The following is a 24,263-nucleotide window of genomic DNA, read 5'->3' as shown; positions in this document are numbered from 1 at the left end:
CGACCCGGTCCTGGCCCGCCTCGCGGACGGCTCCTACCTGTCCGTCACCGGCACCGTACCGGTCCGCGTCGTGGAAGCGCAGATCACCGTGACCTGCGAAGACGGCACCTCGTTCACCGCCTCCTACCGGCTCGTCACGACACTGACCGACGCCCGCCGCTATCCCGCTGAGACCCTCGTCGCCCTCTACCACCAAAGGTGGGAACACGAGTCGGCGTACTACGCGCTTCGCCACACGATCATGGAGGGTCGGATACTGCGCTCGGGCGACCCCGTCGGCGTCGAGCAGGAGATGTGGGCCCTCCTCGCCCTCTACCAGGCATTACGGACGGTGATGGTGGAGGCCGCCGAGTCCAGGCCCGGCACCGATCCGGACCGCTGCGGCTTCACCATCACGATCCAGTCAGCCCGTGACCTCGTCGTCCAGGCCGCCGGCATCATCAGGCCCGCTGGCGTCACCACCGGCATTGCGGGTGTCATCGGCAACCGCATCCTGGCAGGACTCCTCCCGCCCAGACGTCCTCGTATCAGCACCCGAAAGGTCAGGTCCCCGGTCTCCCGATATGCCGAACGCCAGGACGATGGCCGCCCCAGCGCCAGCAGCCCGGTCACGAGCCTCGACGTCGCCATCCTCGACCCCGAGCCCGACCTCCCCACCGTCTCCCACGACGACCGGTACACCCCGCTCGCAGACCGGCGCAGAGGACAGGTCGTGGACCTCCTCCACGCAGACCCAGACCGCCACTGGCACACCCGTGACCTCGCCCGCCACCTCCGCAACATCACCCTCGGCACGATGTACCGGCAACTCGACAGATGGGCCGCACAAGGACTCATCTCCAAGACCGGACCCGGGACCTACGCCAGCCCGAGAACCCCCTCAAAGCCCTTGCCACCTGCGCAAATACGTTAACTACCCGGCCTTGGGTCAAGGCCCGCCCTGGCCGAGGCGGCCTTCTAACGACGCTTCCACCGTCCGCGCAGTTACCTCCACCCGCAAACCAGCAGCCTGGACCACGACCACCGTCTCCTGGCAGCACTCTTACGTCGACGCAAAGCGATCACCAGCACCCACCTCGCTCAACTGCTGGGCGTCACCCGAACCAACCTCTCCAACCAGTTCCAAGACGGGCACGGCTCCTGGACCTTCACCGCATCGCCGTCACACCGCTGCCCGGATCACCGGCTCGCACCTTGGAACAGCTCCGAGACCACCTGCCCGACGAAGTCCACGAGGAAGGTCAACTGTGACAATTATTCAGATACGGGCCCCCAACGCCCCGGAATACTGCCGGGCCGCGCCGACCGCATCGAGGGACGACTTCTCATCACCCGTCTCGTCCACCACCAACATCACCTTCCTCTTGCCGAGTTGCTCCACCGTCCAGGCCGCGACCGACCGGCGGACTGCTCCGTTGTCGAAGCGGGCCCTCGACAAAGTGCTGCAAACATCGGACCGTTGTGGCCGATCGCCTCGGCCAACGACCAGCAGTTCGCTGATTCCGTGACCATCAACAGCCCAGAGACCATGTTCCGGTAGGTCAGCCGGGTCTCCCGGCGCGGGAAGCAGCTCGCGAACCGACCCATCAACCCCTCGAACCGCCCGTCCCAGCCGGCGTGTACTACCGTGGTCTTCGCGGCCACCGCTTCTCGATTCTTCGTCACACAAGATCACGATGCCGGTGGCCGTACCCGTGCGCGCAGGCACCCCATCCACCACGTCGGCCAGCGGCGATGCCTCACGCCTGACGAACTACAGATGCCGTGTCTGTTCAACTGGCCAGAGCGGGCCTTGTCCGCGGCGACGCCGCACGCCACTGCCCCGGCGAACAGGACCATCCGCCCGAACGGCGTGAGACACCGTTACGCGACGGTGCGCGCCACCGTCAGCTGACGAACGGCGGCGAGGTCGGCGCAGCCGGACAGCAGCAGGGCCTCTTCGGTCTCGGTGCGCAGGAGGCCGAGAACGGTGCGTACACCAGCCCCGCCGTCCGCGGCGAGGCCCCACAGCACCGGACGGCCGTACATCACACCGTCGGCGCCCAGGGCCAGAGCACGCAGGACATCTGCTCCCGTGCGCACGCCGCCGTCCAGCAGGACCTCACAGCGGCCGGCCAGTCTCTCGACCACCGGGGGCAGCGCGGCGCAGCTCGGCACGGCCGCGGGTAGCTGACGGCCGCCGTGGTTAGAGACGACCACCGTGTCGGCCCCACGCTCGGCCGCCCGCACGGCGTCGCGGGGGTCGAGAATCCCCTTGACCACCAACGGCAGTTCGGTCTGGGCGCGCAGCCACTCCAGGTCGGACCAGCAGGCCGCCGGATCGAAGGCGACCGCGGAGTGGGTCGCCACGGCTGAGGCGCCCGGCACCCGGGTGTGGGTGGTTGGGCCGGTGTCGTCGAGGTTGCCGGCGGTGACGTCGGCAGGCAGGGCGAATCCGTTGCGCAGGTCGCGCGGCCGTCGGGCCATGACGGGGACGTCCACCGTGATGACGATGGCCCGGCAGCCGGCCTGTTCGGCCCGGCGCACCAGGTCGAGCAGCACTCCCCGGTCGCGCAGCCAGTAGAGCTGGAACCACAGTGTCGCGCCCACGTCCGCGATCTTCTCCAGCGGGTGGCTGGAGAGCATCGGCACAACGTACGGAATGCCTTCCGCGCGCGCAGCCTCGGCCACCGCGAGTTCACCCTGTGGGTGGACGAGTCGTTGGTAGGCCATTGGGGCAATCACCACCGGCATCCGGGTCTCGCTGCGCCCGAGTTGCCGCGCCAGCCGCACACCGCCCGGTTGCCCGTTCAGCACACGCGGTACCACGGTGATTCGGTTCAGCTCGGTCAGATTGCCCGTCAGGACGGACTCGTCCCCGCTGCCTCCCGCGACGAAGTCCCAGATGTCCGCCGGAAGCCGGTCGCGGGCCGCTTGCTCGGCCTCCGTCACGCGGGTCCAGGGTGGAGTGACGCCCGGTCCGGCGCCGGTGCTGCTCATTGGGGGACTCTTTCTCGTACAGCCCTGCTCAGGTGGTGACCTCGCGGCCCGGTGGGGGCGTGGCCGTCGGTGTGCGTTGCGCGCCGTGGCCCAATCGGGTGGCGCGGGCCCGACCTCACCGGCGGTCGTCGTCCGCGGCGCGCTGCCGTTCGACCGCTGTGTACAGTGCCTTGATGTTGGCGCTGCCGAAGGTCCGTGAGCCGAGCCGCTCGACGAGCTCGAAGAACAGGGTGTTGCGCGGGTGGACGGAGCCGGTGAAGATCTGCAGGAGCTGGCCGTCGGGGTCCTCGTCGGCGAGGATGTCGAGAGCCCTCAGCTGCTCGACACCGTGCCGGGTGGGTGTCAGCCGCTCGGGCAGCATGTCGTAGTAACTCCCGGGTGTTTCGAGGAACCGGACGCCGGTGTCGCGCAGCCTTTCCACATCCCGGGTGATGTCGCGGGTACTGAAGGCGATGTGCTGCACCCCGGCGCCGCCATGGTTCTTGATGAACGCGTCGATCTGGCCGGGCTGCCGTGTCAGGTCGGGTTCGATGACCGTGAAGGTGACCTCACCGGAGCGGCTCTGTATGGCAATGGAGTCCATCGCCTGCTCGCCGACGATGATGCGTTCGGTGAACACCTCGCGGAAGTCGAGGACTTGCTTGTAGTAGTCCACCGTCGGGCGCAGTTGGCCGGCCTCGACGCAGACCGCGAAGTGGTCAACCGTGTCCAAGTGGTTGTCCGCGCCGGGTTTGACTGGTTCGCCGGACGGAACGAGTCCCGGCAGGGTACGTGAGTCCAGGGCGTTCGGACGCTCGACGAAGGTATGCACCACATCACCGAAGCCGGAGATCGTCGCACAGATGATCCCGTCGTGGTCGGCCGGGGGCGACACCGGCTGCGCGCCGCGTCGGACGGCTGTACGAAAGGCCGCTGCCGCGTCGGAGGTGCGGAGTGCGATGTCGGACACTCCGTCGCCGTGCAGTGCCACATACGCCGCGGCCGGGTGGTCCGCTCCGTCGGCGGCAGTGAGCACCAGCCTGATCTCCGCTGTCCCTACCGCCGCGGTGGCCACACCCGCGCTGGACGCCGAGTCGGCGGAGCGGGCGTACACACTCATGCCGTAACGCTTCACCCAGACATCGGTCGCGGTGTCGAGGTCCACGACGGCGAACCGGACATGGTCAACACTCAGATCTTTCAGCACAGGCATCACGGTGTTCTCTCCTCGTGTCAGCTCAGTACGTCCATGCTGTGCGGACCAGGAGTCGACCGGATCCGCAGAAGCCGCTGTTACGGATGCTGGGCAGTCGTCCGCGAGATCCACCGCCCCGTCCGGGGCCGGCGTCGGCGTCAGGACGCGACCACTGAGCTCTGCTCGGCCACAAGTGCCGCGAGCCGGTCCAGGCCGGGTTCGATGTCCTGGGGCCGCAGCGCGCTGCACGACAGGCGCAGGCTGCGGGCGCCCGCATCGGAGCCGGGGTAGAACTGGCTCATCGGTGTCCAGAGCACCTGGTGACGACTAGCCGAGTGTTCCAGCAAGGCCTCGTCCGCCCGGAACGGAACGTGCAGCATGACGAAGAAGCCGCCGACCGGCCTGGTCCAGTGCACGGCCTGCGCGCCGTCGCCGCCGAACCGTACTCGCAGCCCGCGCAGCAGCCGGTCCAGGTTGTCCCGGTATGTGGCGGTCACCCGCTCATTGGCTCGGACGAGGCTGAAGTCGTGGGCCAGGAGACGACCGGCGACGACCGCTTGGCTCACCGGGGATGTGTTCAGGGTGATCATGCTCTTGATCTTGCCGAGTTCGTCGGCCAGCAGGCCGGTCCTGCGCCCGCCCGAGGTCACCGCCTGATCGGCGACCACATACCCGACCCTGGCGCCCGGCATCACCGACTTGGCGAAGGAACCGATGTAGACGACCTGGCCGCCCTCGTCGAGGGACTTGAGGGTGGGGAGCCGCTCGCCGTGACCTGCGTAGATGCCGTACGGGTTGTCCTCGACGATCAGCAGCCGGTTGCGTTCGGCGGCCTCGAGCAGCCGACGCCGCTCGGCGATCGGCAGGCACATCCCGGTGGGATTGGCGAAGTCGGGGATGACATAGAGGCAGCGAGGCCGAAGACCGGCCGCGCGGGCCGTGGCGAGAACGGCCTCCAGATCGTCGAGGTCGACTCCGTCGTCACCCGAGGAAACAGGGAGAACGGGCATACCGACCACGCTGGCCGCTCCTGTGAAACCCGCGTACGTCGGTGCAACCGCCAGCGCGACGTCGGCGGCGTCGCGGCACAGCGCGCGCAGGACCAGCACCATCGCCTCCTGCGCGCCGACGGTCACGACGACCGCTTCGGGAACGGTCTCGATGCCCTCGTCGACGTGCAGGTACCGGCAGACGAGGTCGTTGATGATGCCCTTGGCCGGCCCGTACGAGAACAGGGCTCTGATGACTTCATGCTCGGGCCGGGTCGAGTGCGCCGTCAGGTAGGTGCGGAACGCACGCAGGTCGTTCGCGGTGTCGTCGGCGGTGACGAATCGCTCGTTCGGCCGTCCCGCCGCGAAGGAGATGGCGTCGGGGAACCGCTCGGCGACCTCGTTGAGGAAGTTCATCGCGTCGAGCAGGGGGTCTTGTAGCGCGCGGGTCAATTCCGCCATCGCGAGTTCCATGCCGTCACTCTCGACGCTGCTCGCTCCCGGGGGACCGGTGATCGCCCCCGTTACGAGAGCGGGCGGTGGCCCCGGCCGTGTCGTAACGCGGGGAGCACGCTGTTCCGGGAGGGGCGGTCAATGGCCAGGAGGCGATCCCTGGCGGCGCGGCCCGCGCTGCGGTCGGAAGCACTCGCAGCTGTCCACCGCTGCCAGATCCCGACGCGCGGACCGTCTCGGAGACTCCACTCGCGTCATACCGCGATCCCAGGTGGGCGGTCTTGTTGACGTCGGCGAACGAGTTCGGGGTGGTGGCGGGCGGCCCAGGCGGCCATGTGCGCGCGGGAGCGCAGTTGCAGGACGGACCGGATGTTGCGGATGTGCGTTTCCACCGTCCGCACGGAGAGGTGCATCCGATGGGCTATCTCCGAGTTGGCGAGTCCTTCCATCACCAACTGAAGCACCTCCCACTCACGCGCCGTCAGCAGGTCGTCGTCCCCGGTCGGCGGGGAGGGAACGGCGTCGGCGCGGGTCAGCACGACACTCTGCCGGAGGCCGAGACCGCGGGCCGACGCCAGTGCCGCGACGACCCGTCCCTTCGACAAGATGCGCGTGGCGGCACCGTAGGCCTCGACGAGCTCCTTACGCCAGGCCGGGAAGAAGCGCAGCACCGTGGAGGGCCTGCCCTCAGTGGTGGTCATGAGCTTGAGCACGCGCTCGAAGTCATGGCTCCGCGCCGCGCAGAGGGCAAGCCCGAGAATCCCGTCGTAGGCACCGGGCCGGAACGCGGAGTCCAGGGCCTCCTGGAAGAACCCCTCGGCCTTGGGCAGGTCGTCGTTCTCCAGCGCGAGGGCACCAGCGGTGATCAGGGCGGCGCTGAGGTGTTCCGGCGGTGCCGACGCCCGCAACACGGGAAGGGTCTTCTCCAGCAGCACAGCGGCCAGGCCGCAGCGGCCGCGGTGCAGCAGGTGCCGGGCCAGATGCGCCCGGCAGACGGCGAGCGGGACCTCCTCCGCACCACGTCTCGCGACGCCCAGAGCCACATCGAGGTCGCGATACGCGGCCTCACGGTCGCCGTACATCTCGTTGGCAAGGCTCGACAGCAGCGCGGCCCGGGCCAGTTGTACGTCGTCACCGGAGCGGCGCGCGACGGCCACGGTCTTCCCGACGAGATTCATGGCCTGCCGACCGTGCCCATACCAGCAGGCAAGCGTGAGCGCTCCCGCCAGCGCGTGGTGGCGGCGTGCGGAGGAGGTCTCGGTGACCGCCAGCGTGTGCTGGATTCTCTCCAGGACATCGCCCACGTTCTCACCGGACGCCAGCTCTGCGGCGGCGAGCGCCCAGGACAAGGAGAGCTGCCTCTCGTCGTCGGTGGTAGCCAGCCACGACAATAGACGGCGGATGATGTCGCGCTCGTCGGACAACTGGTACACCGCCCCAGGGGACAGCACCAGTTCGTCGTTCAGCGTTCTCGCGCGGGCCGCCGTCCAGTCCGCCAGCCGGTTCAGCACTCCCTCCTCCTCTCCGGAGGCGGTCAGGTGGTGTCGGCCGAGGCTGCCGACGGAGTTCGGCACCTGGTAACCGGAGGGCCGGTGCGGTCCGCGCGTGCGGACGACAACCAGCGACTTCGCCTCTAGGCTGATCAGCAGGTCGGGGACCGTCTCGGCGTCGGCGGGATCGCCGCCGTACGCCACCGTCGCCGCCTCGACACTGTTGATGCCGGGCAGCAGCGACAGACGGCGGAACAGTCGCTGTTCATCGGCGCTGAGGTGGTCGTAGCTCCACCGTAACGCCGCACGCCAGCTGCGGTGTCGGGGGTCGGCGGTCCGCCAGCCTTGATTCAGCAGGGACAGCGGTTCCTTGAGGCGCTCCCTGATCTCGGCCACGGGGAGCGCGCGGGCGAGCTGGGCTGCGAGTTCGAGAGCCAGCGGGATGCCGTCCAGTGCGGTGCAGACAGCTCTGACGTCCTCCGAGTTCTCCTCGTTCAGCCGGAACTCGTGGTTGACCGCGCTGCTCCGCTCGACGAAAAGCCGTACAGCGTCCGCCCGTAGGTAGCTCTCCGGCGACTCGACGGAGGCGGCGCCGGGCAGGGAGAGTCCGGGGAGTCGGTAGACGGCCTCACCGGAGATGCGCCACGGCTCCCGGCTGGTGGCGATCACGCGTAGTCCCGGGAATCGGAACAGCAGGTCGACAATCGCCGCGCCGCTTGTCTCCAGTACGTGCTCGCAGTTGTCGAGCAGGACGCGCTGTTCATCGGCGCGACAGGCCGTGCGCCGGATCGTCGGCGCGATCTGGTCCTCAATGGCCGCCTCAAGGGCCGCGACGGCCCGCCGGGGATCGGAACCGGCCATTTCCGGAGTGCGGAGATCGATGAACACGGTGTTGCGGTGGCCGACGCGCTGTTCCTTCTTCGCGAGTTCCGTCGCGAGCCGGGACTTACCGACGCCGGGCGGTCCGGTCACGGTGAGGAGCCTGGTGGTACGGAGAATGCGACGCAATTCGACGAGGTCGTGCTCGCGGCCGATGAAACTGCTCAGTTGAGTCGCGTCGTTGGCGCCGGCCAGAGGTGTGCCGTCCTTGACGCGGCGCCGGTAAGCGCGTTGCCGGCAGGCATTCGAGCAATAGCGGTTGTGTGTCGACTTCTTGCCCTCGACGCGTTGTATGCGCTCCCCACACGTCTCGCATGCAGACGCCTTCTTGTTCGCCTTCTCGTTGGATTTCTGCATCTGTGAGCACCCACGCAACTCTGATCAAGCAATTCGGCAGTCAGGCGGTCGACGACAGGGACATCGATCAATGGGCTTGTCCGCCCTGCCCGGGTGGTGACGTCGTCGGACGAGACGAAGTCGACGAGGCCGACACCGTGTCGGCCTCACTCGTGGGCGCGGGCTCCCGGTCCAGTCCGAGCACGAGCGGTACGGCCAGCACGCTGATCGCGGTGAGGAACACCCAGGGCAGCGCCGCACCGCCCGCCAACAGCGCTGTGAGCAGCGCCGGGGCGACGGCGCCGCCGACCGACCAGGACATCTGGTAGACGCCCAGATAGCGGCCCCTCAGATGCTCGGGAGCCATCACCACGCTCAGTTCGCTGGTCGGCGGCGAGCTGAGGATCTCGGCCGCGGTGTACAGCACCATCGCGATCAGCAGCCCGGCGATCATCGCCCAGCCGGGCAGCACGAGCAGCGTGCCGAAGACGACGAACGCGGCCGCGTTGAACAGCAGGGCCAGCACCAGCACCGTCACCGGCCTGCGGACTTCGATCCACCGGCTGGCGAGCGTCTGGAGCAGCGCGACCATGGCCGCGTTCAGCGCGACGAGCACGCCGACGATCCAGGCGCCGACTTCGAGGTAGTTCACCGCGTAGACGACGAGCAGCACCGCTGCCACAGCACGATCTGCCAGGCCGCGTGCGAGAACAGGAAACCGATGAAACCGACCACCGAAATCCAGTTACCCACAGCGACCACAGTGCGCGGACCGTATCTGTCCAACAGGGGCCCGATAAAGAACGGAACGGGCAGAACAAGCAGCTGGCCGGCGGTCAGCGCGGCGCCGACGGCTACCAGTGACAGCGACGTCGTCTTCACGAGGAAGACGACGGTGAACGCCCCCACCAGCCCGTTTCCCAGACTGCCGATCAGATTGGCCGCGACGAACCGGCCTTTCCCCGCGAGGTCCGGCAGACCCCAGGCCGTCTGAATCTGCCGCCACGTCGAGGGGGTGGGGGAGTTCCGCGGCAATGACGTCTCTTTACTTCGCTGTGTCGGCGGGCACTTCGCCCCACACGGGCAGCTCGCTCTGATGAAATACGGCCGCGATGCGCGCGTTCGCGGGCGGCCCGACGGAGATGATGCTGCTCGCACCGGCCGGCACCGCCTTGGCGAACGTTCCCGCGCAACCCTGCGGCGTGTAGAACATGCCATAGACCGCCTGCCACTCCTCGGTTTCCCCGGTCACCGGGTCCACCACGAACTCAGACCGCGGTACCACTCTCTGCTGTACGACACATCCCTCCGCGGCCGAGTCCTCCAGAGCCCGCCGCCACGTGGCGTCGTCCGTCTCCCAGCCCACGACAGCGCCGACTCCGCCGCCGCGTGCGTTGACCTTCAGGATCAACTGCTCGCGCCGCTCCAGGCATTCGTCGACGAGGTCGGTGTCGGTCTTGAGCGTTTCGGTGTTGATCAGGCGGGTCCAGGGCAACACCCGGTCGACGAGCCGGCACTCGTCCTCGCTGAGATCGCGCCGCCGCGCCGCATCGGAAAGCAGCGCCATACAGGACTTGTTGGCGAACATGTTGCTGGACAGGGGGGTCCAGAGCAGCGTCCCGCCGGCCCCGTGCGCACGCAGCAGCGGTGCGACCAGGTCCCAGCCGTCAGGTTCCTCGGCGATCTGGTCCGGGACGAAGGTGCGGTAGACCACGTCGATCTTCGTGTCCCCGAGGTAAAGCGCCCCCTCGCGTTCGTGCACGTCGGAGACCTCGGCCACCAGGATGTCGAGGCCCGCCCAGCGCAGTGCGGACTGGAAGTTGGCCCAGTGCTCGCCGTAGTCTTTCAGACCGCCACGCCACTCCAGCAGGGCCACCACCGGCTCACGGCCGGGTGCCACCCGGGCGCCGAAGCGGCGCAGGGCCTCCACCGCGGCGCGGACGGGATGTACGTAACCAAGCCGGTTCCGGCGCGCGAAGCCAGCGAAGGCGTCGACCTCCATCGCCGCGCGGGAGATCTCCCCCGCGAATCCCCAGCCGCCCGCCTCGCTTCCCAGATTGAACTCAAGGAGCTTGAACGAGGTCCCGTCGTGGTACATGTCGGCCCGGCCGTAATGGGGCGGCAGCAGGTCACCGAACCGCCGAATCGCTTCCCAACGGTCGTCGCTGATTCCCAGCACCGACCGGAATGCCTCCAGATCGCCGCCGAACATCCGGTCCGGCAGAGAGAAGAGCATGTCGATGAGGTGCCGCAGGTCATCGGCAAACTCGCGAATCTCACGCTCGGCCACGAAGAGGGGCCTGGCCAAGAACTCGACATTCCACGGTGCGAGCGTCGGGAAATCCTTGACGTACCGGGCGACCGAGGGCAACTCGCTGTCCGGTGTGTGGAATTCCTCGTTGTACTGGGCTGTGACCCGTTCCGCCGACATGAAGGCTCCACTCGTGCTCGATGGTGACGGGACATCTCGGCCCGCAGAAATCACCGTTTCACCCCGATCTCCCGCGTGACTCAATTGCGGCTCAATTCCCGCTCAACGGCCCCTTCGGGCGCGGAACATCTGTATTAATCTGCAATGACAGCAGACCTGAAAGGAACGGCTCCGCAGTCATGCGGGACGCTTGTTCCTGGCCCTCACGAGCGGCGGATGCCCGTGGAACGCGGCCGGGCCCGGCCGGGGCCCGGGGGCCCCGCGGCGCCCGTCCTGGTCGCCGTAGCTGTTCCGCCGAAGACCAAGGGGAGGTGCCATGACCGCCATGACGGACACTTTCGCCGACGCCATCGGCGGGCTCGGGGACGCCGAGTGGGACCGGCTCGCCGACGGCAGGTTCTACTCGTCGGCGCTGTGGCTGCGGCTGTGCGCCCTCGACCCCGGGTCGGTCTCCGGCGGTCTGCACGTGGAGACCCCGGGCGGCGGCCGGGCCGCGATCCCCGTGGCGGCGGTGACCGACGAGCCCACCCCGCAGCTTCGGTGGCACGAGCTGCTCGCCGCGCGCGGTCTGCCGGCGCCCGAGCCCGGTGGCCTGCTCATCGGCCAGCGCCGAGGCTACCTGGCGCATCTGCTGACCGGAGAGGGAACCGATCGGACCGAGGCCGCCGCCGCGGTGCTCGACGCGGTCCGCGCGCTGCGCTCACCCCTGCACGAGGAGTCGAAGATCGCCCGCGTGGCGATGTACCTGACCACCGAGGACGTGCGGGCGCTGCGCGCGGCGGGGGTACGGACCGCCCCTGTCGCGCTGACGGCCGACGCCTGGATCGAGATCCCGCCCGGCGGCTACGACGCCTGGCTGGAATCGCTGTCGGCGCACCGGGCCCGCCGTATCCGCAGCGAGGTACGGAAGTTCGAGAAGGTCGGGTACGAGGTGGAGCACCGGACGCTCGCCGAGTGCTGGCGGGACGTCGCCCGGCTGCTGGCCTGTTCGCTCGCGCGCTACGGCAGGACCGTCGACGTGGCCCCGATGGCCGAGTCCTTCCGCAAGCAGGGTGAACTCGCTGGTTCGCGCGCCGAAGTCGTGCTGTGCTCGCGTCCCGGCGAGCCGCCCGTCGGCTTCTGCATGTACTTCCGCCGAAGCGACACCGTCTACCTGCGGGCGCTCGGCTTCGACTACGACCAACTCGCCTCGGCCGCCGAGTATTTCAACCTCACCTACTACATGTCGGCGCGGCTTCCGGGAGTGCGCTGGCTGCACGCGGGCACCGAGACCGCCGAAGGAAAGGCGCTGCGCGGTGCGACGCTCCGGCCGCTGTGGCTGCTGGATCTGTCCGAGGACAGCCCGCTGGCTGGGTACGACGAGGAGATCCGCGAGCACAACCGTGCCCTGCTCGCCCAGTTCCGCGACACCTCGCCCGCGATTTCCGACGCCCTGGAGTACGAGCTCTGGGAGCCGTACTGCTGAGCCTGGATCCACCGGGTTGATTTCGGGGTGAGGGGTTCGGCGGGTTTTGGGTCCTCGCAGAGTTGACCGGTGGTTTCGGGTGTCGGGTGTCGGGTGGTCTGCCCCAGCTTTTCCACGTTTCTACAGGTGTCGGGCCCTCTCGGGCGGGTCGTTTCAGGGAGCGTCAGCCGACTGGTGGTGGCGCATGCGTGGCGGTGAATAGCTGGATGAACTCGCTTTCCCAGGGCCAGTGTTGGGGCAGGTGGAGGGTGAGGCGGCGTGCCGTGCGGGCCAGGCGTGTGGGCACGTTGATCAGGTGGTCGCGGATCGTCGCGGTGGTCGCGCGGGCATGGAACGCACAGGCCAGGGCCCCGGCGGCACGGGCGTCTTCGAGCTGGCGGTCGACGCCGGTTTCGAGGCCGAAGCGGTCGGAGGAGATGCGCAGGTAGGCTCCTGGCCGTTTGGGGGCGTAGGCAGCCAGGTGGTCGTAGAGGTTGAGGGTGACCTGGCCCCCACGGGTGTGCGCGGGGACGTCGAAGTCCTCCCAGACAGTCACGGCTGTCGTCATGGTGTCGGCTCCTGGTGCTCGTCGGCTCCGATACCGGGCACTTTCCGCCGAACTCAGGGGTTCGGTGGTGCCGTGGATCCGCTGTAGGGGCCGCGGCCGCCTCCTGGATACTGATCACCATGCGTACCGACTTTGATCCCGCTGCCATGTCCCGCAACGAGTTCTACAAGCTCCTGACCGCGGTGGTTGTGCCGCGACCGATCGCCTGGGTGTCGACCACTTCGGCGGACGGGACGCACAACCTCGCACCCCATTCCTTCTTCACGATCGCCAGTGTCGCGCCGCCCGTTGTGCAGTTCAGCTCCGTCGGACGCAAGGACACCCTGCGCAATATCGAGGCGACCGGGGAGTTCGTCGTCAACCTTGCGGTGGAGGAGAGCTTCGAGCAGATCAATGACACGGGCACCGATTTCCCGCACGGGGTGAGTGAATTCGAGGCGGCCGGGATCGAAGTCGAGCAGAGCTTGCGAGTCAAGCCTCCGCGGGTGGCGGGCTCGCCGGTGGCGCTGGAGTGCGAGGTGCACAGCACGCTGGGCATCGGAGATTCCACCGTCGTGTTCGGTCGCGTGGTGCATGCGGCCGTCTCGCCGGACGTGCTGGTCGACGGCCACCCCGAGATCTCGCGGCTGAGGCCTCTGTCGCGGCTGGGGAAGGACGAATGGGGCACGGTCGGTGGGGTGCGGGAGATCTCCCGTATCCGGCATGCGGACTGGCGGGGGCCCGCCGGCGCACGCTAGGCATGAGGAGGGCCCTCGCTGCCCCGCGGGCTCACCCGCCCCGGCCCTCTTGCGTGCCGGACCGCCCCCGGCCCCGGGAGAGGCCCGGGGCCGGGCATTGTGTACGCGCATTGCGTATACGAGGGTCGGAGGACCTGCCCCTTTCCTCGTGTTCCCCCTTCTTGCCCCCCTCTGCGTACGGTCGGTGTCCGCGCGATCGCCCAGAGGTGAAGCCGTCGCCGAGTGCGCGCCTGGTGCTGTCGCCGGTGTTTCAGCTGGCAGTGGAGCCGGTGAAGCAGCCGGTGATCCAGCGGGCGAGCCGGGTGCTGGTCGAGGGGCGGCTCAGGGGCGGGAGGACCGGCGGGCGGTGGAGCCGCGGATCTGGAGGCCGTCGAGGAGTTCCTGGGTCGCGGCCGTTACGGCGTCCACGGCCTGGTCGAACACCTCGCGGTTGTGTGCGGCCGGGGCGCGGAATCCGGAGACCTTGCGGACGTACTGCAAGGCAGCGGCCCGGATGTCCTCGTCGGTGACCTCGGGGGTGGCGGGCGGACGGAGCGTCTTGATGCTGCGGCACATGAGTCCAGTCTGCCTCGCGCGCGGCAGCTATCCGTCGAGTCCGGTCATCCGCATGGTGATGTTGAGGCGCCCGGCGGTCAGGCCGGACGCGGGGTCGCCGGTGCCCGGCCTGACCTTGGGCACTCCGTGGTACGCGAAACGGGACGGTCCGCCGAAGACGAAGAGATCACCGGAGGCCAGCTCGATGTCGGTGTACGGCTTGGTGCGCGTCTCCGTATTGCCGAACCGGAAGACGCAGGTGTCGCCGATGCTGAGGGAGACCACCGGTGCGTCGGAGCGTTCCTCCTTGTCCTGGTGCATGCCCATCTTCGCTTGGCCGTCGTAGAAGTTGATCAGTGCGGTGTCCGGCGTGTAGTCGTCGCCCGCGGCGGCATCCTGATACGCCTCGGCCACCGCACGACGGCCCAACTCGACCATCCAGTCAGGGAATTCGGCTACTCGGGCGCCGTTTACATCATCGGCGGTGCGGGTGTACGCGTACGGCTGCCAGTGCCAGCCGATGCACACGGTCTGGACGGACATCACACCGCCACGCGGTAGCTTGGTGTGCCGGATCGGGGCCGGGCCGCGCGCCCAGTCGCGACACGCGGTGACGAGCTCGCGTTGCTGGGCCATGGTCAGCCAGCCGGGGACATGGACGGCACCGGGGGCGATCTCTCGGCCGCTGCCTGAGGGGGCCTGGCCCCGGGCGGCTGGGGCGGGGTGAGGGAGATCTTGAAGGAGCCCTTGTAGACGCCCCAGAGGAGGGGCCGCGCCGGGGCTCGTACCGCTGCTGCCGGAGTCGTTGGGCACACGCCTTCCGGGGGCCCCAGGTTCTGGTTCCCCGAAGCCCTCGAAGTCCTCGAAGCCGGGAAGTGGCGTGCTCATGTACTCCTTGCCTTGCCTTGCCTTGCCTTGCCTTGTCGCTCGCTGATTACAGCGTGCCACGGGGGCGAGCCGTCGGCGGACGGGCCGGTAGCCGGTGGGTGACCCAGGCGCGGTCGACGGTCCAAGTGCTGCCGTCGGCGGCGGCACCGCGCATGCCCTGCAGCGTCGCCGGCCCGGCCAGGGCGGGTATGCGGGAGTCGCCGAGAGCCGCGAAGCCGTAGGTGCGCGTCGGGTCCCAGTCGGTGCTGTGACGCAGCCGGCGGCTCATCTGGGCCCAGCCGAGAGGCGCGGCGGCCACCACCCAGGCGTCAGGCTCCTCGGCCGTGAACCGGCGCGCGGCCCGGAGCCAGGACGCGGCGGACTCCGGCCAGTCGACCACGGCGAGCACCGGCAGACGCCCGAGGGCACGCCAGGCTTCGGCGAATGCCGCCGCTGCCGACCGCGACGCGGTGTCCCGGCTGTGCCCGACGACCACCGTGGCGATACGAGCCCCGGGCGCGGTCAACAGGCCGAGCAGGGCGGTGAGTTCGGCGTCGGAGTGCGGAGCGGGGGCGGGGAGGTCGCCGTATGCGGCCGTCTCCGCCGGGGAAATGAGGGGAGAGGTCATGATCGAAGGGATACCGGGCGAGGCCGGACTCAGATCAGCGTCGGCTGAAGGGTGCCCTCGTGCGTGAGCAGCGCGGTTTTGTGTTCGACCCCTGCCGCGTAGCCGCGCATCGAGCCATCCGCGCCGATCACACGATGGCAGGGGCGCACGATCAGCAGGGGATTCGCCCCGATCGCCGCGCCCAGAGCCCGTACGTCGGCCCGCGACACGCCGAGGCCCTCGGCGAGTCGGCCGTAGGTGGTCGTGGTGCCGTACGGGATGGCTTCCAGGGCCTGCCATACGCGCTCCTGGAATTCCGTACCGGTGGTGCGGAATTCGAGCGTGAAGCGGAAGAGCTCGCCGGTGAAGTAGGCGCGGAGCTGGCGTACGACCTCGGTGAAGGGACGGGAATCGCGGCGCCAGTGCGGCTGTACGGCGGCGGCGCCCCGCTGCTGAGGCATGGAGAGGGAGGTCAGAGCGGTGCCGCCGGGTGCGGTGGACGATTCCTGGCCGACGAGCAGCAGCGCGCCCAGGGGGCTGTCGAGCGTGGTGTAGCAGGTGGTGGCGGTGGATGCCGCGGGGGAGGTCATGGCGCTCTCCTCGTTCGCGTGGGGTGCTTTCACTTCCCGAGTCTGCGGGCTCGACCGCGTCGCGGCTGGCGGAAATCGGACGTCACGGTTGCGCCGCGGTCGGCCACAGCCGACGGCTCCAGCCATTCGCCCCACATCGCCCCGTAGCCCCATCGGCGCCACCCTCACCTACGGCACTCCGGCCACCGGCGTGTCGCCCCGCCGTACGGGCGACGGCCGACACGCCGACCGACACGTCGACCGTGCTGCCCACTGGGGAGCTACCTCAGGTCGATCTGGAACACCTTGTCGGAGCCCGCCTCGCCATTGCCGTTGTTGTCGGCGTTGGTGGTGGTCAGCCAGAGGGACTGTGTACCGGGTACGGACTCGACCGTACGCAGCCGTCCGTAGTCGTGGGTGTAGTACGCCTTCGGGGTGCCCGCGCTGCTGCCGTCGACCGGGATGCGCCACAGGCGTTCACCGCGCAGGGCGGCCATGTAGATCGCCCCGTCGGCGTAGGCGACCGCGCTGAGGGAGGCTTCCGCGACGGGCCACTGACACTTGGGGTCGGTCATCCCGGAGGTCGAGCACCTGCCCTCGCACCGGGGCCAGCCGTAATTCTTGCCCGGCTCGATGAGATTCAGCTCGTCGTACTTGCTGTCCCCCAACTCGGCTTCCCACAAGCGGCCTTGGACATCCCAGGTGAGGCCCTGGGGGTTACGGTGGCCGAAGGAGTAGACCAGCGAGCGGAAAGGGTTGCCGGGAGCCGGCTTTCCCTCGAGGGTCATCCGCAGGATCTTGCCGTTGAGGGAGCTCTTGTCCTGGGCGAGATCGGGCGTCTGGGCGTCGCCCGTGGTGGCGTAGAGGTAGCCGTCGGGGCCGAACTTGATGCGCCCGCCGTTGTGGTACGTGTTCTTCTTGATGCCGTCGACCACCACCTGGTAGCCGCTGAGGGTGCTGCCGTCGAAGGTCATGCGCGCGATGCGGTTGCCTTCGGCGGCGGTGTGCATCACGTACACGTAGTGATCGGTTTTCCAGGACGGCGATACGGCGATGCTCAGCAGGCCGCCCTCGCCGCCGGTGGTGACGACGTCCGGAACCTCGCCGGCCAGCCGCTTCGTACCGCTCCGGGTGAGCGTGTAGACCTTGAACGTATCGCGCTCGGTAAGCAGGGCCGAACCTTCCGGCAGCCAGCTCAGACCCCAGGGAACGGTCCAGCCCGTCGAGATGGTCTCGGGCGCGCCGGGCTCGGACACCGCATGAACCGGTGGGCTGTCGGCCAGGCGACGCGTACTGTCCAGGCGTCCCGTATCGGTCAGCTGACCCGTATGGGCCAGGGGATTCGCACTGGCGACGTGGCCTGCTCCCGTGGCGTGTCCTGCTCCGGCGGCGTGGTGGGTTCCGGCGCGACGGCTCGTGGCGCCCTGGCTCATGCCGGGTGCCGAGACGAGAAGTCCGACCGCCAGGGCAGAAGCGAGGGCCACGGTCCCAACGGTGCGGTGTGCGGCTCTGGTGCGCATGCGCATGGGTCCTCCAGCGAGGAAGAGGCGACGCGCGCGCCCTCCGGCTTTGGCTCGGGGGCGAGCCTTCGGCGTCGCCGAGCTGAGGGGCAAGCTTCCTGCCGTTCGGCCCCGGAAGCCACTGCGCCGGGGTGATGGCCCAACAAGCTGCTGCCGCCGTGGACGGGGGAGGGCCACGGCGGCGGGCTGGTCAGCGCTCTCGGGGATGAACGGCCGGGTTGGTCAGAGGAGTTGGCCGGATTTCCGTATCCTCTCGATGCTCAGGGGTGGTAATGCTCGGCGACCGTCGTCGCTATGCCGTCCTCGACGGTGACCCGGACCTCGAGGGAGTTCATCCTGGCGGCCTCGTCCAACTGCGATTCGGTGCACGGGGAGGTGCCGTAACCGCTCTCGTCCATCGTGACGCCGCCGTCCGGCCCACCGCACATGGCAGCGGCCCCCAGGGCCTTGGTCTCCGGGCCGATGGAGAAGCCCTGCTCGGCTCCGGAGGCCGGGGCCACGGTCATCTTGCCGGGAGCCAGGTACTTGAGGACGCCGTTCCAGGTGCCGCTCACGCTCTTGCCGTCCGGCGTAGACTCGCTACCGGCCGCAGAGCCGGAATCTGAGCCGGCACCGCTCGTGCTGCCCTTGCCCCCCGTTCCGCTCCCGCTGCTCGTCCCGCTGCCGCGACTCGTCTTGCCGCCGCCTGCCGCGGAGCCGCCACCGTGGCTCTTTCCGGCGTCGGATGGCTTCTGGCTCGGTGCCGACTTGTCCTTGGGCTCCGGTTCGTCGGCTGCCCTGCCGAGGGCTGCGGCCTCCTTGGCCAGATCCTTGGCATCGGGCCGTGACGAGACCTTGGTGCTCGCCTTCGTGGTGTCACCGTCGCTGCCACAGGCGGTCAAGGAGAGTGCGGCAACGGCGATCAGCGAAGCGGCAACGATCCGGCGCCCACGGTGTAAGGCGGAGCCTACGGTGGTGGGGGACGCCGTGGCGCTGCTGATGGCTGCGTCGTCCTCCGAGGCTTTGTTCCAGGACATGAGTCCCCTTTTCTGCCCCTTGTCTGCACTCTGCTCTTCCGCCACAGCGTTGCTGCGGCATCGCGCTGGTGCTGCGTGGGCCTGGGCGTGGCTGTGCGCGTTGGTTTCGCCATGGGCTTGGGACATGGCGTGGGTGCCGCCGTCATGAGCGGGACGGGCTCCAGGGTGGTGCCGGCCGCTGCCGATCGACTAACGCACCACTAACGCAGCCTTGGCATCTGCTCGTTCACCGGAGATCGTCCACTGGGCGGGCGTGCCACGGATTGCTGCTGGCCAGGTGCAAGCCCAGGAGCCCACGAGACCGCAGCCAACGAGCCAGGTGGCAGGAGTCAGGAACCAGGGGCCAAGAAATGAGGCGCGGCAGGTAACAGGAACCAGGAAGGTCGGTCACAGGCCGCCGAGTTGAACGTGCGCCGAGCCTACGCCGCCTCGACGACCTCCGAGCGCACCGCCAGTGTCCAGATCTCCAGCAGCACCGCATACTCCGCCATGTCCTGAGCCGACCACGCCATACCGCGACGGGCGCGTACAAATCGCCGGATCGATTCGTTCGCCTCGGAAGCAGGAACGGGCGCACCCGTAGGGGCAGAAGGAGTTGGGGACATATGAGCAATGCTAGGGGCAGACACTGACAACGCAGACCCGCGCGCGGCGTCCCCCGGCCCGCAGTGGGCGCCCCAGTCGCTGCCCCGACGCCACCTCAACTTCCTGACCAGCGAGGACAGTCGGCCCTTCGTTCGCGCTTCGCTGCCTGCATGTGTCCCTTCCCACACGCTCCGCGGTCGCCCGGCGTTACGGAGGAGGCCTCCCTTCCCCTGCTGAAGGCCGGCACCGTTCAACAAGCAAGCCCGACAGGCCCATCAGACCCAGCAGACCCAGCAGGCCCAACAAGCCCGAGAGATCGAACAGCCCCAACAGCCCTAACTGGTCCGGCAAGCCCCGCAAAGCTCACTGCCCAACCAACACCCCACCCCCTCCTTCAATGAAGGAAGAGGCAGAACGGATGCCCCGCCGGGTCAAAAAGCACCCGGACATCGTCCTGCGGCTGAAATTCGGCCCGTGACGCGCCCGCTGCGACGGCATACGCCTCGGCCTCCGCAAGGTCATCGACCCGGATGTCGAGATGCAACATCTTCTGCTGCTCCCGGGGACGTTCCGGCCATATGGGAGCCCGATACCCAGGCTCGGACTGGAACGAGAGCCCCGTGCCTCCGTCCGGGCCCCTGAGCAGCACCCAGTCCGGTTCGCTGGATTTCACTTCCCAGCCGAGGAGCCGCTGGTAGAACTCGGCAAGCGCATGGGCATCCGGGCAGTCCAGAACCACCGTCGCAAGTGAAAACCAAGGCTTTCCCGCCACCCTCGCACCCTTCGAATCACTGGAACCTGTCCGTCTCCGGCCCGGCTCGGCCGCTGTTCGTGGCCTGCCCAGGCCGACGAGGATCGCACCGTGGACGGGCGGGCGCTACCCCGATCGGGTGAGGTCTGAAGTCCGTCGTCGCGATCGGTGCCGTGGCCACATCCTGGGCGTCGCCGCACGCGCAGGCCATCGCGGTCTCATCGTTCCTGGGCGAGGTGGCTCTGCCCGCACTCCTTGTTGAGCTCCGCCGGACCCGCCGTTGTCAGTGGTGCCCCCTACCGTGGCTCCCGTAACTATCCGAGCTGCTGGCGCTTCTCGGACCCGCCCCGCTCCCGTGACAGCGCACGGGAGCGGGGCTCACGCACCTGGGGGCGGCCGCGGAGCCGCGTGAGGCGCGGCATCGCCGGTACGGCCTTGATCCCGCCCGCGCCCGGATGACAAGGCCAGATGCGCCGACACATGGACTGGCATCGATTTGCCTCGATTCGCCTGGCCGCGCTGCATGGATTCCGCCTCCCATGGATTCCGCTCAGCGTGGATACCGCCCGGGCACGGATTCCGCCCCGCGTGGCTTCCGTCCCGCACGCCGACATGGGTTCCGGTCATCTCTGTGTCCTCCTCAGGCGCGCCGGACGGGTGTGGGTGACGATGGAAGGGCCGAGGTGCAGCGGCGGTGGGGGAGTGACGCCGGAGCACCTGCCGAGTCGTGTCGGGAGGTCCCGATGGATTATCCGGAATGTTATGAGCTGGTATTTCAAGCACCTGCCGTCGAGGATGACGTGGTGATTGTGCGTCGCACCGAGCGCGCAGGAGCGGGCGGCTACCCGGTCTACGAGGACGAGTCGGGGATCGTGCGCGCGGAGATCAGTGACCGGGGTGAAGTACGCATGCTGGCCAGCGGGGGACATCAGATGCTTAAGACGCCGCTGCTGGCGCGACCTCTGACTCCATGAGATGTCAGAAGTTCGGCCCGCGGATGTCTACGGGCAGATGCCTGTGGGCGGATGATTACGGGCCTCTGCCTGCGGGGCCGATATTTACGGGGCAGACATTTACGGCGCGTTGCCTCTCACGCTATGTGCACAGATGATTTCGATCCGTGTCATTCCGGGGGGCAGGGCCAGGCCATTCCGGGCAGGCGGCCCGCGGGGCGCGCCCGAAGAGAGCCCGCCACGGATGAGAGGCCGGGCAGGCGGCTCGTAGACGGGACGGCTCGTAGAAGCGCCCGGTGTTTTGCGTGGGCGGGCGGGGAATCGTCAGACAGATGGGGTGCGGCGGCCTGACGGCGTGCGGCGCTCCGGTGACGGGCCGAGGAGGTGCGTGACCCGGTCCGCGACGATCGCCGGCTGCTCGGCCTGGATGAGGTGCCCCGAGTCGACCTCTTCGAAGTGCCCGTCCGGCAGCGTCTCGGTCCAGCGTCGCTGGTGCTCGGCGACGACGGCATGCTGCTTTTCGCGGCCCTTCACGGGGCGGGATGCCGAGAGCAGGACCGTCGGACAGGTCGGGCGGCCGGGCGGCTCGGCGCGGAACTGGGGGATGGCCGCGGCTACGGCCTTGAACTCCCTCCTCGTCTGCGCGATGCCGGCCGGGACAAAATCCTCGGCGAGCATGGTCTCGTAGGTGTCCGCGGGGAAGAGGCGGCGGACGTTTCCGCTGACCATGCGGGCCAGCGGGCGGAACCGGACCAGTGCCTGTGTCACGGCCATGGCGCGGTCGATCTTTACTGCGGTCCGGTCGAACGTGTCGTAGACGGGTGCACGCTCCGGTGTCGGGTCGAGCAGCAACAGTCCCCGAAGCCGTGGGCCCAGGCTCTCCACGGCGCGGCGCGCTACCAGCCCGCCCATACTGTGCGCAACGAGCACGACCCCGGCCGGCTGCGGTATCACCGCGTCGACCAGGGTGACCAGGTCGGCGGCCATGTCATCGACCGACAACTGATCTGACCTCCGGCCACTGCGGCCGAACCCGGCGCGGTCGTAGGCCACCAGTCGGGCCCGGTCGGCCAGTAGCGGCATTACCGCATCCCAGCAGGTCCGGCCCTGGCCCGAGCCGGCCTCGAAGACGACCCAGTCGGTGCCCCGGCCCGACACCTCCACATGAACCGACCGCCCGTTCACGGACACCGCTCGCCCCGTCGTCTGCCTCATCTTCGCCCCCGTCGGCTAACGATTTCAATTTCGATAACGGTATCATTCGTGAAAGAGTAGGAGCGTGGATACCGTCGATCTGCTTCTCCATCCGGTTCGCCTGCGCGTGGTGCACGCCCTGTCCGGCGGGCGTGAGCTCACCACGGGTGAGCTGTGTGCCCGGATGCCCGGGGTGTCGAAGGTGACCGTCTACCGGCATGTCGCCCTGCTGACGGAGGCCGGCTTCCTCGAAGTGGCCGGGGAGCACCGCGTGCGCGGCGCGGTCGAGCGCCGGTACCGCCTGCGCAAGGACCGTCCCTCGATCGACGGCGACGCCGCCGCGGCCATGTCCCTGGACGACCACCGCCGCGGCTTCGCGGCCGCCATGGCCGTCCTCATCGCCGAATTCAACGCCTACCTCGACCGCGACGGCGCGAACCCGGCCGACGACTCGGTCTCCTATCGCCAGGGCACCCTCTGGCTCAGCCCGGACGAACTCACCGGACTCCTCGGGAAACTGGTCGAGGCCCTGCAGCCCTCCCTCGGCAACGAGCCCATCCCGGGCCGCGCACCCTACCTCCTCAGCCCCATCCTCTTCCCCGCCGAGCCGCCGGCGTCCTGATGGCGCACGATCCGCTTCGGGAGCCGGGGGGCCGGGGAGCGAAGGAGCCGGGAGGGGCTGGTGAGTGGAGGAGTCAAGGGGCTGAGGAGTCCGGGGCAGGAGCCAGGCGCATGCCCAAGGCATGGTGCGTCGGGGGGCCGCTCGCCGGCTCAGAGGCCCCGCAGGTGGTTTCGTTTGGGAGGCGTCCGTCGGACCTCGGGCACTACGCGGGCCTCACTGTCCCCGTTGCTCGTAGCGCTTTCGCTGTCCGTGCCGGCCTCGCTGATCTCAACGCTTTCGGCGGGATCGGGCTCGGCGTCGGACGCGGAGGGCAATGCGGAGAAAGCTGTCTGGCCTTCGAGTACGGCCATGGCGCGTTCGAGCGTCTCACCGGTGACCTGCATCCGGATTCTGGCCAATCGTTCTAACTCGCTACGCGACACCACGTCAGCCTACCTGCCGCGAGTTCAAACCCGGTCGCGACCCAATAATTTGTGACGATAGGGGAGTTGGCGGCAGCACACTTCCCAACCCTGATCGTCCGTAAGCTTCCCTTCGCTGACTTCGGGGCGTTGCCGTTGTTCGGGCCCGCGGTCATCGCGGCGCTGCTGCGCTAGGCCGTACGGGCTACAAGGCGCCGGCAAGGGCCTGTTACGGGGCGTCGGCGAGGGCGTGCGTGACGGCTGCTTCGGCGTGCAGACGGGTGGTCGGAAAGAGCGGAACCGGGCTGTGCTCCGGCTCGATGAGCAGCTCGATCTCGGTGCAGCCCAGCACGATGCCCTCGGCCCCGGCGTCGACGAGTTGGTTGATGACGGCCTGGAACGACTTCCGGGATTCCTCGCGGACGATGCCGAGGCACAGCTCCTCGTAGATCACGCGATGGACGGCGCCTCTCCCGGCGGAGTCCGGGACGAGCACGTCCAGTCCGTGGCTTTCGAGCCGGCCGCGGTAGAAGTCCTGCTCCATGGTGAAAGCGGTGCCCAGCAGTCCGACGCGGCGCAGGCCACTGGTGCGTACGGCGTCCGCGGTGGTGTCGGCGAGGTGCAGCAGCGGGACGGTCACGGCAGCGGATACCTGGTCGGCGACCTTGTGCATGGTGTTGGTGCAGAGCAGCAGCATGTCCGCGCCGGCCGACTCCAGCGCCCTGGCGGCCTCGGCCAGTATCTCTCCGGCCTGCTCCCAGCGTCCTTCGGCCTGCAGCCGTTCGATCTCCGCGAAGTCCACGGAGTAGAGCACGCACTTCGAGGAGTGCAGACCGCCCAGCCGCTCGCGCGTCAACTGGTTCAGCAGCCGGTAGTACTCCGCCGTGGACTCCCAGCTCATGCCACCGAGCAACCCGATTGTCTTCATCGGGCCACTTTCGCACAGGGCGTGCGCTGTTGCGTCGCCACCGCCTGGTCCGACGCTATGTAGCGGGCATGGTCCGGTCTGGCCCGGCCCGGCCCGGCCTGGTCTGGCCCGGCTTGTCCCGGCCCGTTCGCGCAGGAGCGTGGAACGGCCGTAACCGTGGGGCGAGTTGCCATGCAGTCGTCGGTACTGACTGTCAGCACTGAGTGTCAGTACTGAGCGCCGATGGACGGTGCATT

Annotated in this window: 22 protein-coding genes and 1 pseudogene; 5 read left to right on the top strand and 18 right to left on the bottom strand. The window is 68.8% G+C overall.

All coding sequences use genetic code 11. The features are described 5' to 3' along the window. Window positions 1–70: 70 nt before the first annotated feature. Window positions 71–913 carry a hypothetical protein gene (locus ABR737_RS05055; protein ID WP_350248982.1) on the top strand — a complete coding sequence of 281 codons (843 nt, stop codon included), beginning with the start codon at window positions 71–73 and terminating at the stop codon, window positions 911–913. A gap of 345 nt (window positions 914–1,258) precedes the next feature. Here the strand turns inward: ABR737_RS05055 and ABR737_RS05050 are convergent, their stop codons facing one another. The 8 genes from ABR737_RS05050 to ABR737_RS05015 all read right to left on the bottom strand — a co-directional run bounded on the left by ABR737_RS05050 (window position 1,259) and on the right by ABR737_RS05015 (window position 10,731). Further along, window positions 1,259–1,675 carry a transposase gene (locus ABR737_RS05050; RefSeq protein WP_350256677.1) on the bottom strand — a complete coding sequence of 139 codons (417 nt, stop codon included), beginning with the start codon at window positions 1,673–1,675 and terminating at the stop codon, window positions 1,259–1,261. A 188-nt stretch (window positions 1,676–1,863) separates the two neighbouring features. Then, window positions 1,864–2,979 (bottom strand): alpha-hydroxy acid oxidase, encoded by a 1,116-nt coding sequence (locus tag ABR737_RS05045; RefSeq protein WP_350248981.1) that lies wholly within the window; start codon window positions 2,977–2,979, stop codon window positions 1,864–1,866. A 115-nt stretch (window positions 2,980–3,094) separates the two neighbouring features. Next, window positions 3,095–4,171, bottom strand: a complete 1,077-nt coding sequence (hppD, locus tag ABR737_RS05040) for a 4-hydroxyphenylpyruvate dioxygenase (protein ID WP_350248980.1) — start codon at window positions 4,169–4,171, stop codon at window positions 3,095–3,097. A gap of 140 nt (window positions 4,172–4,311) precedes the next feature. After that, a complete protein-coding gene (locus ABR737_RS05035; RefSeq protein ID WP_350248979.1) occupies window positions 4,312–5,616 on the bottom strand; it encodes an aminotransferase-like domain-containing protein in 1,305 nt (434 codons plus the stop codon). A 233-nt stretch (window positions 5,617–5,849) separates the two neighbouring features. Next, window positions 5,850–8,321: an ATP-binding protein gene (locus ABR737_RS05030; protein ID WP_350248978.1), complete on the bottom strand. Its 2,472-nt coding sequence runs from the start codon at window positions 8,319–8,321 to the stop codon at window positions 5,850–5,852. Between the two features lie 67 nt (window positions 8,322–8,388). After that, window positions 8,389–8,982 (bottom strand): MFS transporter, encoded by a 594-nt coding sequence (locus tag ABR737_RS05025; protein ID WP_350248977.1) that lies wholly within the window; start codon window positions 8,980–8,982, stop codon window positions 8,389–8,391. After that, entirely contained in the window at window positions 8,949–9,335 is a 387-nt protein-coding gene (locus ABR737_RS05020) for an MFS transporter (protein WP_350248976.1), read from the bottom strand. Before ABR737_RS05020 ends, ABR737_RS05025 begins: the two co-directional genes overlap by 34 nt. Window positions 9,336–9,345: 10 nt before the next feature. Beyond that, a complete protein-coding gene (locus tag ABR737_RS05015; protein WP_350248975.1) occupies window positions 9,346–10,731 on the bottom strand; it encodes a glutathionylspermidine synthase family protein in 1,386 nt (461 codons plus the stop codon). 325 nt (window positions 10,732–11,056) lie between these two features. Here ABR737_RS05015 and ABR737_RS05010 point away from each other — a divergent pair, with 325 nt between their 5' ends. Continuing rightward, the gene (locus ABR737_RS05010; protein WP_350248974.1) at window positions 11,057–12,196 is read left to right on the top strand and encodes a GNAT family N-acetyltransferase; all 1,140 of its coding nucleotides are present in this window, start codon (window positions 11,057–11,059) and stop codon (window positions 12,194–12,196) included. A 163-nt stretch (window positions 12,197–12,359) separates the two neighbouring features. Here ABR737_RS05010 and ABR737_RS05005 read toward each other — a convergent pair. Beyond that, window positions 12,360–12,557, bottom strand: a pseudogene (locus ABR737_RS05005) (IS1380 family transposase); the annotation flags it as partial. A 305-nt stretch (window positions 12,558–12,862) separates the two neighbouring features. Here ABR737_RS05005 and ABR737_RS05000 point away from each other — a divergent pair. After that, a complete protein-coding gene (locus ABR737_RS05000) occupies window positions 12,863–13,480 on the top strand; it encodes a flavin reductase family protein (RefSeq protein ID WP_350248973.1) in 618 nt (205 codons plus the stop codon). Window positions 13,481–13,801: 321 nt separating this feature from the next. On the opposite strand, the gene ABR737_RS04995 is transcribed toward ABR737_RS05000, so the two are convergent. The 7 genes from ABR737_RS04995 to ABR737_RS04965 all read right to left on the bottom strand — a co-directional run bounded on the left by ABR737_RS04995 (window position 13,802) and on the right by ABR737_RS04965 (window position 19,950). Continuing rightward, complete coding sequence (locus ABR737_RS04995; RefSeq protein WP_350248972.1) at window positions 13,802–14,035, bottom strand: DUF2277 domain-containing protein; 234 nt, start codon at window positions 14,033–14,035, stop codon at window positions 13,802–13,804. Window positions 14,036–14,062: 27 nt separating this feature from the next. Then, window positions 14,063–14,689, bottom strand: coding sequence for an alpha-ketoglutarate-dependent dioxygenase AlkB family protein (locus ABR737_RS04990; protein WP_350256676.1), 627 nt, complete (start codon window positions 14,687–14,689; stop codon window positions 14,063–14,065). 259 nt (window positions 14,690–14,948) lie between these two features. Beyond that, window positions 14,949–15,509, bottom strand: a complete 561-nt coding sequence (locus tag ABR737_RS04985; protein WP_350248971.1) for a hypothetical protein — start codon at window positions 15,507–15,509, stop codon at window positions 14,949–14,951. A 29-nt stretch (window positions 15,510–15,538) separates the two neighbouring features. Continuing rightward, on the bottom strand, window positions 15,539–16,078 hold the full coding sequence (locus tag ABR737_RS04980) for a methylated-DNA--[protein]-cysteine S-methyltransferase (protein WP_350256675.1): 540 nt from the start codon (window positions 16,076–16,078) through the stop codon (window positions 15,539–15,541). A 260-nt stretch (window positions 16,079–16,338) separates the two neighbouring features. Next, on the bottom strand, window positions 16,339–17,541 hold the full coding sequence (locus ABR737_RS04975; RefSeq protein WP_350248970.1) for a PQQ-dependent sugar dehydrogenase: 1,203 nt from the start codon (window positions 17,539–17,541) through the stop codon (window positions 16,339–16,341). A 296-nt stretch (window positions 17,542–17,837) separates the two neighbouring features. Then, a complete protein-coding gene (locus ABR737_RS04970; protein WP_350248969.1) occupies window positions 17,838–18,593 on the bottom strand; it encodes a hypothetical protein in 756 nt (251 codons plus the stop codon). A 979-nt stretch (window positions 18,594–19,572) separates the two neighbouring features. Further along, on the bottom strand, window positions 19,573–19,950 hold the full coding sequence (locus ABR737_RS04965; protein ID WP_350248968.1) for a VOC family protein: 378 nt from the start codon (window positions 19,948–19,950) through the stop codon (window positions 19,573–19,575). Window positions 19,951–20,672: 722 nt separating this feature from the next. Between ABR737_RS04965 and ABR737_RS04960 the strand changes: the two genes are divergently transcribed. Continuing rightward, a complete protein-coding gene (locus ABR737_RS04960; protein WP_088796009.1) occupies window positions 20,673–20,903 on the top strand; it encodes a DUF6296 family protein in 231 nt (76 codons plus the stop codon). Window positions 20,904–21,206: 303 nt separating this feature from the next. On the opposite strand, the gene ABR737_RS04955 is transcribed toward ABR737_RS04960, so the two are convergent. Continuing rightward, window positions 21,207–22,097, bottom strand: a complete 891-nt coding sequence (locus tag ABR737_RS04955) for an alpha/beta fold hydrolase (protein ID WP_350248967.1) — start codon at window positions 22,095–22,097, stop codon at window positions 21,207–21,209. 64 nt (window positions 22,098–22,161) lie between these two features. On the opposite strand from ABR737_RS04955, the gene ABR737_RS04950 reads away from it, so the two are divergent. Further along, complete coding sequence (locus ABR737_RS04950; RefSeq protein WP_350248966.1) at window positions 22,162–22,698, top strand: helix-turn-helix domain-containing protein; 537 nt, start codon at window positions 22,162–22,164, stop codon at window positions 22,696–22,698. A gap of 630 nt (window positions 22,699–23,328) precedes the next feature. Here the strand turns inward: ABR737_RS04950 and ABR737_RS04945 are convergent. Then, window positions 23,329–24,027, bottom strand: coding sequence for an aspartate/glutamate racemase family protein (locus ABR737_RS04945; protein WP_350248965.1), 699 nt, complete (start codon window positions 24,025–24,027; stop codon window positions 23,329–23,331). Window positions 24,028–24,263: the final 236 nt, after the last annotated feature.

This window comes from Streptomyces sp. Edi2 (genome assembly GCF_040253635.1).
Lineage (GTDB): Bacteria > Actinomycetota > Actinomycetes > Streptomycetales > Streptomycetaceae > Streptomyces.
Note: the sequence above shows the minus strand (reverse complement) of the source record. Positions and strands in the feature narration are given on the sequence as shown.